13 protein-coding genes, 1 tRNA gene and 2 pseudogenes are annotated in these 13,852 nt (G+C 46.1%); 1 reads left to right on the forward strand and 15 read right to left on the reverse strand.

Going from position 1 to position 13,852, the window contains the following annotated elements:
* The 3 genes and pseudogenes from infB to nusA all read right to left on the reverse strand — a co-directional run.
* Positions 1–2,532: pseudogene (infB, locus tag HXT26_RS04990) on the reverse strand (translation initiation factor IF-2); the annotation flags it as partial.
* Positions 2,533–2,708: 176 nt separating this feature from the next.
* Positions 2,709–2,856, reverse strand: a pseudogene (locus HXT26_RS04995) (translation initiation factor IF-2 N-terminal domain-containing protein); the annotation flags it as partial.
* A gap of 319 nt (positions 2,857–3,175) precedes the next feature.
* The gene (nusA, locus tag HXT26_RS05000) at positions 3,176–4,258 is read right to left on the reverse strand and encodes a transcription termination factor NusA (protein WP_004105450.1); all 1,083 of its coding nucleotides are present in this window, start codon (positions 4,256–4,258) and stop codon (positions 3,176–3,178) included.
* Positions 4,259–4,428: 170 nt separating this feature from the next.
* On the opposite strand from nusA, the gene HXT26_RS05005 reads away from it, so the two are divergent.
* The gene (locus HXT26_RS05005; protein WP_004105452.1) at positions 4,429–5,430 is read left to right on the forward strand and encodes a hypothetical protein; all 1,002 of its coding nucleotides are present in this window, start codon (positions 4,429–4,431) and stop codon (positions 5,428–5,430) included.
* Between the two features lie 270 nt (positions 5,431–5,700).
* Here the strand turns inward: HXT26_RS05005 and HXT26_RS05010 are convergent.
* The 12 genes from HXT26_RS05010 to rplO form a co-directional block, all read right to left on the reverse strand.
* Positions 5,701–5,786: transfer RNA gene (locus HXT26_RS05010), tRNA-Ser, on the reverse strand.
* Between the two features lie 92 nt (positions 5,787–5,878).
* The gene (gene truA, locus HXT26_RS05015; RefSeq protein ID WP_004574082.1) at positions 5,879–6,784 is read right to left on the reverse strand and encodes a tRNA pseudouridine(38-40) synthase TruA; all 906 of its coding nucleotides are present in this window, start codon (positions 6,782–6,784) and stop codon (positions 5,879–5,881) included.
* 28 nt (positions 6,785–6,812) lie between these two features.
* Positions 6,813–8,051, reverse strand: coding sequence for an Mbeg1-like protein (locus HXT26_RS05020; protein WP_117008583.1), 1,239 nt, complete (start codon positions 8,049–8,051; stop codon positions 6,813–6,815).
* A 129-nt stretch (positions 8,052–8,180) separates the two neighbouring features.
* A complete protein-coding gene (gene rplQ / locus HXT26_RS05025) occupies positions 8,181–8,615 on the reverse strand; it encodes a 50S ribosomal protein L17 (RefSeq protein WP_004129014.1) in 435 nt (144 codons plus the stop codon).
* Positions 8,616–8,692: 77 nt separating this feature from the next.
* The gene (locus HXT26_RS05030) at positions 8,693–9,688 is read right to left on the reverse strand and encodes a DNA-directed RNA polymerase subunit alpha (protein ID WP_004105465.1); all 996 of its coding nucleotides are present in this window, start codon (positions 9,686–9,688) and stop codon (positions 8,693–8,695) included.
* A 79-nt stretch (positions 9,689–9,767) separates the two neighbouring features.
* Positions 9,768–10,166, reverse strand: a complete 399-nt coding sequence (gene rpsK / locus HXT26_RS05035; protein ID WP_422111962.1) for a 30S ribosomal protein S11 — start codon at positions 10,164–10,166, stop codon at positions 9,768–9,770.
* Positions 10,167–10,249: 83 nt separating this feature from the next.
* Positions 10,250–10,627, reverse strand: coding sequence for a 30S ribosomal protein S13 (rpsM, locus tag HXT26_RS05040; protein WP_004105472.1), 378 nt, complete (start codon positions 10,625–10,627; stop codon positions 10,250–10,252).
* Between the two features lie 144 nt (positions 10,628–10,771).
* Positions 10,772–10,885: a 50S ribosomal protein L36 gene (rpmJ, locus tag HXT26_RS05045; protein WP_003842636.1), complete on the reverse strand. Its 114-nt coding sequence runs from the start codon at positions 10,883–10,885 to the stop codon at positions 10,772–10,774.
* A gap of 20 nt (positions 10,886–10,905) precedes the next feature.
* Positions 10,906–11,124 (reverse strand): translation initiation factor IF-1, encoded by a 219-nt coding sequence (gene infA / locus HXT26_RS05050; protein WP_004105485.1) that lies wholly within the window; start codon positions 11,122–11,124, stop codon positions 10,906–10,908.
* A 142-nt stretch (positions 11,125–11,266) separates the two neighbouring features.
* Positions 11,267–11,827: an adenylate kinase gene (locus HXT26_RS05055; protein ID WP_004574085.1), complete on the reverse strand. Its 561-nt coding sequence runs from the start codon at positions 11,825–11,827 to the stop codon at positions 11,267–11,269.
* A 28-nt stretch (positions 11,828–11,855) separates the two neighbouring features.
* The gene (secY, locus tag HXT26_RS05060) at positions 11,856–13,199 is read right to left on the reverse strand and encodes a preprotein translocase subunit SecY (RefSeq protein ID WP_004574086.1); all 1,344 of its coding nucleotides are present in this window, start codon (positions 13,197–13,199) and stop codon (positions 11,856–11,858) included.
* 195 nt (positions 13,200–13,394) lie between these two features.
* On the reverse strand, positions 13,395–13,850 hold the full coding sequence (rplO, locus tag HXT26_RS05065) for a 50S ribosomal protein L15 (RefSeq protein ID WP_004105490.1): 456 nt from the start codon (positions 13,848–13,850) through the stop codon (positions 13,395–13,397).
* Positions 13,851–13,852 lie beyond the last annotated feature (2 nt).

Consider the following 13,852-nt stretch of genomic DNA (forward strand, 5'->3'; position numbering starts at 1 on the left):
TTACTTGCGCTCAATCTGCTTCATTTCAAAGGTTTCGATTATATCGCCAAGCTCAATGTCATTAAAGCTGCCGAGATTAATACCAGCTTCGTAACCTTCGCTAACGGATTGCACGTCATCCTTAAACCTACGCAAGCTGGAAATCTCCAAGTCGTTGACTGTAGCAACGCCGTCGCGCAAAATACGGCACTTCGTACCGCGCTTGACTTCGCCATCTTGAACCATAACACCAGCAATATTGCCGAACTTGGAAGAACGGAAGATTTCGCGAATCTCAGAGTGAGAAGTGACAACCTCTTCAAATTCTGGCTTAAGCATACCCTTCAAAGCAGCTTCGATATCTTCGATTGCCTTGTAAATAACCGAGTAGTACTTAACCTCCACGCCTTCGCGCTCAGCCAAATCAGCAACCTGACGGTTTGGACGCACGTTGAAGCCAATAATCACAGCCTTATCGACAGTTGCCAAGTTCACATCATTCTGAGTAATTGCACCAACACCGCGGTGAATAACCTGGATGCCAACTTCCTCAGAGACCTCAATCTTCATCAAGGAATCTTCCAAAGCTTCAACAGAACCAGAAGAATCGCCCTTAATAACGATGTTCAGCATGTCAACTTCAGACTTAGCGAACTGTTCCTTAAGGCTTTCAAGAGACACAACCTTGCGGCGCTTAGCAAGCTGAGCTGCACGCTCTGTAGCTGCGCGCTTTTCAGCAATTTGACGAGCAGAACGGTCGTCCGAAGTAACCAAGAACAAGTCGCCAGCGGTTGGAACAGAAGTCAAACCAAGCACCTGAACAGGAGTGGAAGGAGCCGCATCCTGCAAATGCTTGCCGTTCTCGTCGAGCATAGCGCGCACACGACCATAAGAAGTGCCAGCAACAATAGAATCACCGACGTGAAGAGTACCTTGCTGCACAAGAACAGTAGCAACAGCACCACGACCCTTATCGAGTCGAGCTTCGATAGTTGCACCGCGAGCATCCATATTTGGATTTGCTTTAGGATCAAGCTCAGCGTCAGCAGTCAACAACACAGCTTCAAGAAGCTTATCGACGTTCGTGCCCTGCTTTGCAGAAATATCCACAAACATGGTGTCTCCACCGTAATCTTCAGCAACTAAACCGTATTCTGTAAGCTGACCGCGAACCTTATCTGGGTTAGCACCTTCAACATCAATCTTGTTCACAGCCACAACAATTGGCACATGAGCAGCTTGAGCGTGGTTAATAGCTTCAACAGTCTGAGGCATCACGCCGTCGTCTGCTGCAACAACAAGAATTGCAACGTCTGTAAGCTCAGCACCGCGAGCACGCATAGCAGTAAACGCTTCGTGGCCTGGAGTATCGAGGAACGTAATCTTACGAGGCTTTCCTTCAAGATTTACAGTTACTTGATAAGCACCGATGCGCTGAGTAATGCCACCTGCTTCGCGATCGATAACATTCGACTTACGAATGGTATCAAGCAAGCGAGTTTTACCGTGATCGACGTGACCCATAACTGTTACTACAGGCGGACGAGACTGCAAATCGTCATCTTCTTGCAGCTCTTCTTCGTCCAAATCGATGTCAAACTGCTGCAAAAGCTCTTTATCTTCTTCTTCAGCAGAAACAATGCTGATATTCCAGCCAATTTCTTCACCCAAAATTTGGAATGTCGACTCATCCAAAGATTGTGTAGCTGTTGCCATCTCACCCAAGTGGAAGAGAACAGTTACCAAAGCTGCTGGATTTACATCGATCTTTTCTGCCAAATCAGAAAGAGTTGCGCCTTGACGCAAGCGAATCGTAGCGCCGTTACCAGAAGGAATACGCACACCGCCAATCACTGGTGCTTTAAGCTCTTCGTATTCACGACGTTTCGCTAAGCGATTCTTACGAGCCTTAGAAGATTTACCACCTTGACGACCGAATGCGCCTGCAGCTCCTGCACGACCGCGACCGCCACTACGCGATGGACCACCATTAGGTGCGCCCGCTGCAGCAGCCTGGAAACTAGCTCCTTGAGACGCAAAACGAGATTCTGCAGATGGGCGAGAAGATGAACCGGAGCCTGCACCTGCGCCACCTTGACCGCGACGCTGACCCGACCACTGCGATGAGCGTGCGCCACCTTGACCAGAGCGACCGCCACGTGAGCGACCACCGCGTTCTGCACGTTCACCACGCGAACCTTGAGCTCCAGAGCCACCTTGACCCGGACGACCACCGCGGCCATTTTCAGCGCCAGGACGAGACATCGGATGAGGACGTGGAATATCTCCAGGTGTAGGAGCACGCATACCTTGCTTACGGCTAAACGGATTATTACCAGGACGTGGAGCAGATGCACCTGCACCTTGTGCATTCTGGTGCGGACGAGGGCGAGGAGGCATCTGTGAACGATCTGAGTGAGATTGACCTTGAGCTTGCTGTCGCGATTCGCCACGATTATCATTGCGGCGATCATTTTTTCTATTTTCGCCGGCAGACGCATTAGAACGCGAAGTATTGTTTGAACGAGTATGATTTGCACCCGGCTTTGGAGCAAAATGAGAAGCTGTGTTATGCACAGGCTGGTTAGCAGAAGAGCCAGCTACAGAATCACTGTGTGACGAATCTTTAGCTTGAGGTTTAGCCTGCGGCTTAGCTTGAGGCTTAGCTTTTGGCGCAGCAGGCTTACTTGCACTAGATGCCTTTTCGGACTTATTTCCGTCAGATGCTAACGCTGTTTGCAAACGACGGACTACTGGAGCCTCAACTGTTGAAGAAGCAGACTTAACAAATTCGCCCATGCTCTTCAAACGCTCCAACACGGTTTTACTGTCTACACCAAATTCTTTGGCCAGTTCATACACGCGCTTTTTAACCACTCAGTGTTCTCCTCTGTCTGTGGCAGCGCTAGTACACGCGACCACTTTACATTATTGCGAGCTTATTATTTATTATCGTGCGATATATCATCGTGCGACCATGATCTTATACCTCGTCTCCCGCCGGACGATGGCGATTGCCTTTCGCCCAGATTCCAGCTTTTAGCATACTCGAAACGTTGGATTGGCTCGAGTGTCGCTAAATGCCACACGAGAGACTACTTTATTTGCACACCACTAGCAAAATAAACAATCAAGAAGTGCTAAACATTGCGGAAATATCAATCTAAAAAATATTTAGCACTTCTCAATTAACAATCTATTCAGCAGCAGATGCGTTATTATTCAAATCAACTGAAGCAGGCTGAGCATTTTGTGCTTGAGCTGCAGCAACCTTCTTAGCATGCTCTTCCGCAGACTCAATACCAATCTTCCAACCAGTCAACTTTGCAGCCAAACGAGCGTTCTGACCTTCTTTACCAATAGCAAGAGAAAGCTGAGCATCATGAATAAAAGCAACTGCAGTTTGATTCTTTTCACTCACTACTTGCACTTGTGTAGCAGTAGCAGGCGAAAGAGCAGCAGCAACAAACTTTGCTGGATCAGATGACCAATCGACAATATCAATCTTCTCTTGACCCAAGTTTTCCATTACAGCACGCACGCGTGAACCGCCAGGACCAATTAAAGCACCCTTTGGATTCACACCTTCAGTATTAGCTCTAACAGCAATCTTTGTGCGAGCACCGGCTTCGCGCGCAATCGACATAATAGAAACTGCTCCAGAAACAAGTTCCGGCACTTCTCGCTCAAAAAGACGACGAACTAATTCAGGATGTGAACGTGAAACAACAATTTCTGGACCACGCAGACCACGCGCAACATTTACGACATATACGCGAATACGCTCACCATGGCGGTAACGTTCACCTGGAACCTGCTCGCGACGCGGCAAAATAGCTTCAACATCTCCAACAGCAACGTGGATGTTAGTGTTATCTTTTGCGTCTTGTTGAATGATGCCGTTGATAAGTTTGCCTTTTTGACCAGAAAACGCACCAAATACGCGATCATCTTCAGCTTTACGGAAAATTTGACTAATAACTTGACGAGCCGTCGCAGCAGCTAAACGACCAAAATCACGCGGAGTATCGTCATACTCCTCTCCCAGCGTTGGAGCTGGATACGGGTTATCTTCAGTAGGTTTACCAGGAATTTCATCCCTAGCCCACACAGTGAACGAACCTGCACGTTCGTCCAATTCAACTCGCACATGCTTTGCAGGATGAGCGGTTTTCATATACGCAAGACGCAAGGCCTCGGCGAGCGCCTCGTCCAGCTCCTCGGCATTAATCCCCTGCTGTGCCGCAAGCTGATGCATTCCCGCCAAATCCAATTCCATCGCGCACGTCCTCTCGTTATAACGCATTAATTTATGATTATTAATTGTAACTATTAGAGCACACTTATTTTTTCTTCTAACAACAGTTAGCTTTAATTGTTACAGACTTAGAACAAATACCAAATTAATAAATCGATATTGGTCACAGTCAGTGGCTATTTTAGTAGATTATGCAGACACTTTATGTTTTGTTAAATGATATGCACAAACAAGTAAAACGCAGTATTGCCAGAGCACTCGTGCTTCTTATATGCGTTTTAATATCTCCACTCTTAACCGCTTGCGGAACATTGCAAAACATTCATGTCGAGCATACAGTTCACACAGCAGCTCCAGAAAATGCATGTGCTAAAGCATACAGGCTTGCGCAAAAAAGGCAGCGCGAAATCAAAAAGAACCAGAATAACACATCCCTTAAAGATTTTGAAACCGCAGCGAAATATTGGAAAACTGTCGCTCAGCAATGCCCAGGAAGATTAAGCGAAAGCATTGTATACAGCACGCAAGCTCAATGGGAAATGCTTTCAAAGAAAAATAGTGACGAAAATTCAAATAATGTAAGCAATAAAAGCGGAAACGAAAGCTCAGAAAATACAAAAACTACAACAGCGCAACAAATGGAGCACGATTCATACGCGAATCTTATCGAAGTAATAAATCATTACAAAAACTTCAAATGGACACATCAGCCCTTGGCTCAAGCTGCAGAAGCTGAAGACAAACTTGCTTTTATTTTACAGACACTAGCAGCGCGAAAAGAGCAAAATATTGCATTGGAATACAGCGATATGGCGTCGACAAATGCTCAAACTCTTATGCGAGCTGCAGGAGAAGGAACAGACTTGCGCAAAAAAGTTTACGATATTCCTCAAGAGACGTTAGAAAGCGGAAAAACACATGATTCAGTAAACGGAAAAGATCTGCCGATTACCGCTATAGCTTACATGGATTGCGCTAGAGAAGAACTAGCTGCTTTTAATCAAATAATAACGATTACGTCAAAAAATAATAATGCATCCGAGAATAACGTTACTGCAAAAAGCGATGATAACGATTCTGTAATGCGCGCCCAACAAACTCTTAAAAATGCAATTGTGCAATTAATCACATCTAGACTGTTAAGAGCTTATGAGCTTGGGTATCCTACTGATGCAAAACTTATTTTGAAGTAAAACTTAAACTTAGTGCTTTTAGCCTATACGGCATTCCCCTTTACACACAAAACAGGACTTGACTTCAAACGCGAGATAAGTTGCGCACGTTTGGAGCAATTTCCAAAACAAAACGCTCCAAACACGAGAGAAAGTTCGCGCGGATTACGCGCTTGCTGCTGAGCTTGCGCGGAAATACACTAGTCTGCCCTGCCTGCGTCTTTATTGACGCAAGCTCGGCGAATTAAAAAAGCCTAAAGCAATTTACATGCTTTAGGCTTGGTTAATTCGCGGATGAAGCGAGATTCGAACTCGCGGAGGAGTTTACCCTCACACGCTTTCGAGGCGTGCTCCTTAGACCGCTCGGACATTCATCCACTTGCAATTTGTCGCACTGCAAGCGCGCACAAACGCAACTTTTCAATTGTAAACCATGCCGCGAATATAAAATCCATGGTGCGTTGAAACGTTATAACTCAGACGAATCACGGCGAGCGCGAATTTTTTCAGCGCGAGAAGCAAGCTCCTCATCAGGAGGATAAGCTACATATTCCAATGTCAATCCATGAGGATCAATTGGACCCGTCGAGCCTTCACGAAGAGGAACATTAATCTTTTCCTCAAACCAATCAACAGAACGTTTTCCGCAACCAATTTGCACACAAGCTTGCACAAGAGAACGCACCATATTGTGCGCAAAAGCATCAGCGACAATAGTAAATTCAAGCAAACTTTGTTCAATAGGAAGAACAAATCCAGTACTATTCTGCGCATCCTTTGACCCAACTCTGTGCCATCGAGCCTGCTTAACTTCGCGAATAGTAGTTCCGCCAGGATTCGGCTTAGCAAATGAGCCAAAATCATGCAAACCAACCATAAGACGCGCAGCCTGATTCATAGCATCAATATCAAGCTCTGAATCAAAACGCAAAACAAAGCCGCGCATACGAGGATCATATTTAGCTTTGCAATACCCATCAGCAATACGATACACATATGTGCGCTCTAGCGCAGAAAATCTAGCATCAAAGCCATAAGGCGCAACACTAACCTTGTGTATAACAATATCCTGCGGAAGCACATGCCTCAGCCTATACTCCAACGCACTAACACCATCTAAACCAGTATGCCCTATGCAACGCTGCAATGTTTCATCTGAAATATCTAAATGACACACTTGATGAGATGCATGAACGCCAGTATCCGTACGACCAGCAACAGTAAGACGCAACGATTCAGTAGGATCATTTTCCGGGACGCGCAAAACCATATGCAATGCTGCTTCAATATCACCTTGAACAGTGCGCAAAGTAGGCTGCTTAGCCCAACCATAAAATCCGCCGCCGTCATAAGCCAAATCCAAGCGAAGTCGCATTTAAAAACCTTTCCAAACAGACTTTACACTAGCTTTTCTTATCCGAACCGCCCACAAGCGCAAAAGCGCTCATAACACTACGAATCAGCTCATGAGTCTTTGAATCCATATGCATCGCAACCTTCAATAATTTAGGAACAACTTCCGACCAATGCAAAGACATTTCATCAAAAGTTGGGTAACCCAAATTACTAAAAATCTTATAAACAGCGTCAATCCTGCGCTTGCGCTCTTCAAACGGCAAATTCATCATCCACTCGTTCGCTGCCTTAGAAACTGCCAGCGCGCGCGGCGTTACGCAATCGCAGTAATCAAAATCGCCATTCTTAACTTGCCAATACATGCCAAAATGTTGCATTAAGCCAATAGAATCGGCAGTCGTGACTTTATACGGCACCCCAGTATCCATAATCAGTCCAATAAAAGCAGACTGCGGAACTACTTTTTCAATACGACTTGAAACATTCGCAAAAACGCTTGTATCCACTACATCAGACGCAAAACCAGGACCGTCCATAGAATAAATTTTTGATACAAGGTCACCTAGTTTTTGACTTGTAGCATCTAAGCGCATAGCCGCATAAGCAGCCATGTTCCCACCTTTTGAATGACCGACAACAATAATATTTGAATTATTATTTTGCAAGTCTACGGAAGATTTTGAAAAGCGGGCAAAAAGTTTGTTCGCAAAAAGTTTATTAAAGAAGTTTTTATTAGAATAACATTTGCTATATCTTTGCGCTACAGAAGTCAAATATTCAGCAGCAGATTCTTGCGCTGGCACTGGGCAACGGAAAGCCATGTTGAAATCTTCTTTCCACCCAACAAGCGTATTGTCAGTGCCACGATACGCAATAACAAGAGTATGAGGATTATCAATCCCCTCGCAATTGCTAAGATCAAAAGTAACTCCAGCAAACTGCTGTTCTAATGATTCGTCAATATTTGATTCATCAAACCTCTCAAGATACTCCCCTACGCGAATTCCCCTATACCTAGGGCTGGAAGCGACAGCAAGAAGCAGCTTCCTACGGAATTTATCTACTTTAGGAGCCCCAGAAGCAAACATTGACGAATAGTCTTCTATTCTAAACAATTCGTTAATAGATACAGTCGAAATATTCTTTGGATTATCGCAATATTTTGGCACGGAAGTTGGCATATTTATATAAGATAGCTCGCACAAAATCAGCGCATCCACGGCATTAAACTTGCGCTGAGCGAAGGTAGAGAAATCGTTGCGCAACAAATCAATAATATTCGGCATAACTTAATAATAATACAAATAAAAAACGAGCCGAGGAACTAACCTCGACTCGTCTTAGCAATTCTTTAAGAAGCGATTAAACGCTTGCTTTAAGATTCACTTTACCGATGCGTAAAGCTGGAATATAAACTACTCGGCAGCTTCTTCTTTAGCTGCAACCTTAGTAGCTGCTTCAGCTTCCTTCACAACAGCCTTCTTTGGGCTTACTGGCTCAGTCACGAGCTCAATAATTGCCTGAGGAGCGGTATCACCACGACGTGGAGCAATCTTCACGATGCGGGTGTAACCACCTTCACGCTGCTTCATCTGCTCAGCAATCTGAGTGAAAAGCACGTGAACCACGGACTTGTTGCGAATTACACGCAACACACGACGACGCGAATGTAAATCGCCACGCTTAGCGAATGAAATCAAACGCTCAGCAAGCGGACGAAGACGCTTTGCCTTTGGCAACGTCGTTACGATACGACCGTGCTGGAAGAGGCTGGTCGCCATATTGGCCAGCATCAGGCGCTCATGAGCCGGGCTAGAAGCCAGACGAGGGCCTTGTTTCGGTGTAGGCATTATTACTCCTTATTGTCGCATCGCTCAGGTGGGCATCAACCCGAACATCCGAACGTTACGACGATTGCAGGCGGAACTTACTCGTCTTCAGGCGAGAAGAAAGTGCCACCTTCGAGATTATTGGCGTCGAAGCCAATCGGTGAAGCCTTCAAAGACAGACCCATTGTCTGCAACTTCTCTTTAACTTCATCGATGGATTTCATGCCGAAATTACGAATATCGAGCAAATCCTGCTCAGTGTGAACTACCAGTTCGCCGACTGTATGAATACCCTCACGTTTCAAGCAATTATAGCTACGCTGAGTAAAATTCATATCTTCAATCGGTATAGCCAACTGAGAATCAGCTTCATCATGAGTTGGCGCTGGACCAACTTCAACACCTTCAGCATCAACGTTAAGCTCACGGCAAAGACCGAAAAGCTCAACTAAAGTCGAGCCTGCAGATGCAACTGCATCACGCGGTGTAATAGCTGGCTTGGTTTCCACATCCAGGATGAGCTTATCGAAGTCCGTGCGCTGTTCCACGCGGGTAGCTTCGACCTTATAGCTCACCTTCAAAACTGGTGAGTAGATCGAATCCACAGGAATGCGGCCGATTTCGCTGTTCTCCTGCTTGTTCATCTGAGCTGGCACGTAGCCGCGACCGCGTTCAACAGTAAACTCAATTTCAAGTTCACCATCTTCTGCGAGTGTAGCAATATGCAAGTCAGGGTTAGCAATAGTAACACCGGCTGGAGGAGTAATATCTCCAGCAGTGGCTTCACCTTTACCATTCTTGCGCAAATACATCACTACAGGCTCGTCGTACTCACTCGTGAGCACGATGCCCTTGATGTTCAGCAGAATTTCAGTGACATCTTCTTCAACACCTGGCAGAGTCGTAAACTCATGCAGAGCTCCAGAGATGCGAACCGAAGTAACGGCAGCACCTGGAATAGAGCTTAACAAGGTACGACGCAGCGAATTGCCGAGAGTGTAGCCAAAACCTGGTTCCAGCGGCTCAATAGTAAAGCGAGAACGCTGGGGATTCAGTGATTCCTCGGTAAGTGTCGGACGCTGTGCGATAAGCACTTTGGTATCCTTTCAGCTTCTGGTCGGTGGTGCACTCGCCGCCCATAAGCGGGTTGGATGGATGGATTCGTAAGAGTGCTCAGACGCGGCGACGCTTTGGTGGGCGTACGCCGTTATGCGCTTGCGGGGTAACGTCGGTAATAGAACCAACTTCGAGACCCGCGGACTGGAGGGAACGGATAGCGGTTTCACGACCGGAACCTGGACCCTTAACAAACACGTCGACCTTCTTGAGGCCATGCTCCATTGCCTTGCGTGCGGCAGACTCAGCAGCCATACCTGCAGCGTAAGGAGTCGACTTACGGGAACCCTTAAAGCCGACATCACCGCCGGAAGCCCAAGAAAGGACTGCACCGGATGGATCGGTAATGGAGATAATCGTGTTATTGAATGTTGATTTAATATGCGCCTGCCCAACCGGCACCGACTTGCGGTCCCGGCGACGCGGCTTGCGCAAGGCTTGCTTTGCAGCTGCCATTGACCCTCGTTTCCTAATGACGAATGAGTTGGTATGTCTAGACGATGGAAATATATCCGTGGCCTAGAGCCGACCACCGACTACTATCGGGTGGCCTTCTTCTTCCCGGCGACAGTACGCTTCGGACCCTTGCGAGTACGAGCATTAGTCTTGGTACGCTGACCACGCACAGGAAGACCCTTGCGATGACGCTGGCCTTGATAGCAGTTGATCTGAATCTTACGACGGATGTCAGCGTCGATCTCACGACGCAAATCGCCTTCAATCTTGTAATTGGCCTCAAGATAATCACGCAAGGTGATCAGCTGTTCATCCGTAAGATCCTTGACGCGAGTGTCCGGATTAACACCGGTCGCGGCAAGCGTTTCCTTAGCGCGAGTACGACCAACACCAAAAATGTAGGTGAGGGCAATCTCAATGCGCTTCTCATTGGGAATATCTACTCCGGCAAGACGTGCCATTGTAATTCCTTTACTGTTACGCAGGTCGTGCACCAAGTCTTCCGCATTAATATAAATTAAATGCGGCCTGGGCCTGCGCACCCAGGGTTCAGCTTCTGCTGTGACTTAGCGCCTTATTCTTTGTATTCCGCGATGGAAATCTGCTCAGCCCTGACGCTGCTTATGACGTGGGTTAATGCAGATCACCATGACGCGGCCGTGACGGCGGATCACGCGGCAGTTTTCGCAGATCCTCTTCACGCTAGGGCTGACCTTCATGGTTTTCCTTTGCTTGTACCTTACTTATAACGGTACGTAATACGCCCACGATTCAGATCGTAAGGGCTCATCTCTAGCACTACACGATCTTGAGGAAGAATGCGAATATAATTTTTACGCATCTTACCAGAGATCGTAGCTAAAACAATGTGCTCATTCTCAAGCTGAACGCGAAACATCGCATTTGGTAGTGCTTCTACTACCGTGCCTTCGACTTCAATCACACCGTCTTTTGCCATGAGCCTCGTTCCGTTCCTTGGGCATACTACTTTGCGCATCCGAAGACACGCCAATCTTCTATAATACAGTAAATGCGTCCCATTCAACACTCGGCGTGTCGAACAGAACGCATCTTACTTTTTAAATTTAAAAACGCACTACTTAATTAAGTGATTCAACAATGCGATTATTGATTTCCTTAATATCTCCAACGCCATCTACTTCAACCAACTGACCGCGGCTATCATAAATATCAAGCAATGGAGCTGTTTCTTTCTCATACGTTTCCAAACGCTTAGCAATTACTTCTGGAGTATCGTCAGAACGGCCTTGCTCCACTGCACGCTTTTGCATGCGTTCGAGCAAAACATCGCGCTCAGCCTCGAGAGCCACAACGTGATCAAGAGGAGTGCCAAGCTCTTCCAACATACGATCTAAAGCTTGAACCTGAGACGCGTTGCGAGGATAACCGTCGAGAATCCAACCACTCTTTGCATCATCTTGAGCAAGACGATCCTTAACAATGTTGTTAGTCAGCTCATCTGGAACCAACTCGCCCTTGTCAAGATATCCCTGAACCTGTTTTCCAAGCTCAGTATGATTCTTAAGGTTATAGCGGAAAATATCACCAGTAGAAATCGCTGGAATGCCATAATGCTCACTTAACAAAGCGGCCTGAGTGCCTTTTCCAACGCCCTGTGGACCCATAATTAGTAATCGCATATTCATCTCCTTGGCTCGCTAACTGTAGTTACTTAGATACTTGCTTTTGCTCATCATGCTTGAACAAGAAACCAGCATACTGGAATTGTTCAGTCTGAGCCTTTGCTTGACGCAACGTATCCAAACCAACGCCAGCAATAATCAAAATTGTTGTACCACCGAATGGCAATTTTGTATTCAAATGCAAAGCCATAATCAAAACGGTAGGAATCAATGCAACAAAGAGCAAATAAATAGCACCGACAGTATTCAACCTGTTCATAACATAGCTAAGATAATGACTTGTAGCACTACCAGCGCGAATGCCTGGTATGAAGCCACCATACTCTTTCATGTTATCTGCAGTCTCATCAGGATTAAAAGTAATCTCTGTGTAGAAGAAGCAGAAGAACACAATCATTACTGTGTAAAACGCAATATACCAAGCAGAAGTGGAATTAGCCAAATTAGCTTCAATCCAATTCACCCAAGCCTTGCTCTTATCTCCAAACTGGGCAATAAGAGTAGGAACAGCAAGAATTGACGAAGCAAAGATTGGTGGGATAACACCACTCATATTCACCTTTAATGGCAAATAAGTCGAAGAGCCACCATACATTTTTCGGCCAATCATGCGGCGCGTATACTGCACAGGAATACGACGTTGAGCAAGCTCAACAAAGTCAACAAATATGAGGATAACAATCAAAACGCCACCAACAATAGCGAACTTATTCCAATCGCCATTAGAACCGTTGGTGCCCCAACCAATTTCCCAAAGCTTTGGCAAGAAGCCAGAGCAAATAGACATAAAGATTAAGACAGACATGCCTTGACCGATACCCTTATCGGTGATGAGTTCTGCCATCCACATAATAAGACCAGTACCGCCAGTCATGATCAAAACCATGACAATAAGGCTCCACATGCTTCCGTCTGGAATAATATTATTTCCGCACTGATAATTAAACAAAGCACCCGTACGTGCTGTTACCAAAATCGTAGTAGATTGCAAAATTGCCAATCCAATAGTTAGATAACGCGTGTACTGCGTAAGCTTTGTTTCTCCAGACTGACCTTCCTTATGAAGAGCTTCAAAGCGAGGAATAACCACGCGCAAAAGCTGAATCACAATGGAAGCAGTGATGTAAGGCATAACACCCAAAGCAAAAATAGAAAGCTGCAACAGCGAGCCACCTGAGAACAAGTTAACTAACCCAATAAAGTTCTCGCTCGATGAAGCTAATTTAACAGTGCAAGCATGCACAACTTTATAGTCCACACCCGGAATCGGAATAAATGAACCAATACGATAAATAATTATCATAGCGAAGACGAAGAGGATCTTGTTCCTCAACTCCTTCGTCCTGAAGGCCTGGATTAACGTTTTCACCTGGGTCTTCCTCCCTTTTTTCGCGCACTCCTAGGCGCAACAGTGCAAAAAACAAACTCTGAGGCAATAGTTTAACCCACGGTACCTACTGAAATAGGTTATTGGTGAGTTTTGGTGATAAAAATAGTCCCTCTAGACAATGCTAGAGGGACTATCACAGATTTATAACTGCATCAAGCTTTAAGTAGCCTTTAACTACTCTTCGCTGATGGAGCCGCCGGCAGCCTCAACCTTTGCCTTAGCAGAAGCAGAAGCTTTCATACCCTTAAGAGTCAAGGCAACAGTCAATTCACCATCACCAAGAACCTTTACAGGATAGCCATCACGTACAGCGCCCTTAGTAATAAGGTCAGCTACAGTAACCTCGCCACCCTTTGGGAAAAGTTCAGCAAGATCTGCAACGTTGACGACTTGGAATTCCTTCTTGAAAGGACTCTTGAAGCCACGCAACTTAGGCAAGCGCATGTACAGTGGGAGCTGGCCACCTTCGAAGCCAGGACGAACCTGATAACGCTTCTTTGTGCCCTTATCACCACGACCTGAGGTCTTACCCTTAGAGCCTTCACCACGACCTACACGGATGCGATCCTTCTTAGCTCCTGGAGCTGGACGCAACGTGTGCATATGCAGCATTGGTTCTTCGTTAGCCATAA

Source organism: Gardnerella sp. DNF00497B (assembly GCF_049262725.1).
GTDB lineage: Bacteria > Actinomycetota > Actinomycetes > Actinomycetales > Bifidobacteriaceae > Bifidobacterium > Bifidobacterium leopoldii.

Coding starts and splice junctions, on each gene's coding strand:
- rpmJ (WP_003842636.1), bottom strand. CDS start 10,885: ATGAAGGTCAGCCCTAGCGTGAAGAGGATCTGCGAAAACTGCCGCGTG.
- infA (WP_004105485.1), bottom strand. CDS start 11,124: ATGGCAAAAGACGGTGTGATTGAAGTCGAAGGCACGGTAGTAGAAGCA.
- truA (WP_004574082.1), bottom strand. CDS start 6,784: ATGCGACTTCGCTTGGATTTGGCTTATGACGGCGGCGGATTTTATGGT.
- rpsM (WP_004105472.1), bottom strand. CDS start 10,627: ATGGCACGTCTTGCCGGAGTAGATATTCCCAATGAGAAGCGCATTGAG.
- rpsK (WP_422111962.1), bottom strand. CDS start 10,166: ATGGCAGCTGCAAAGCAAGCCTTGCGCAAGCCGCGTCGCCGGGACCGC.
- HXT26_RS05020 (WP_117008583.1), bottom strand. CDS start 8,051: ATGCCGAATATTATTGATTTGTTGCGCAACGATTTCTCTACCTTCGCT.
- rplO (WP_004105490.1), bottom strand. CDS start 13,850: ATGGCTAACGAAGAACCAATGCTGCATATGCACACGTTGCGTCCAGCT.
- nusA (WP_004105450.1), bottom strand. CDS start 4,258: ATGGAATTGGATTTGGCGGGAATGCATCAGCTTGCGGCACAGCAGGGG.
- rplQ (WP_004129014.1), bottom strand. CDS start 8,615: ATGCCTACACCGAAACAAGGCCCTCGTCTGGCTTCTAGCCCGGCTCAT.
- HXT26_RS05005 (WP_004105452.1), top strand. CDS start 4,429: ATGCAGACACTTTATGTTTTGTTAAATGATATGCACAAACAAGTAAAA.
- HXT26_RS05055 (WP_004574085.1), bottom strand. CDS start 11,827: ATGCGATTACTAATTATGGGTCCACAGGGCGTTGGAAAAGGCACTCAG.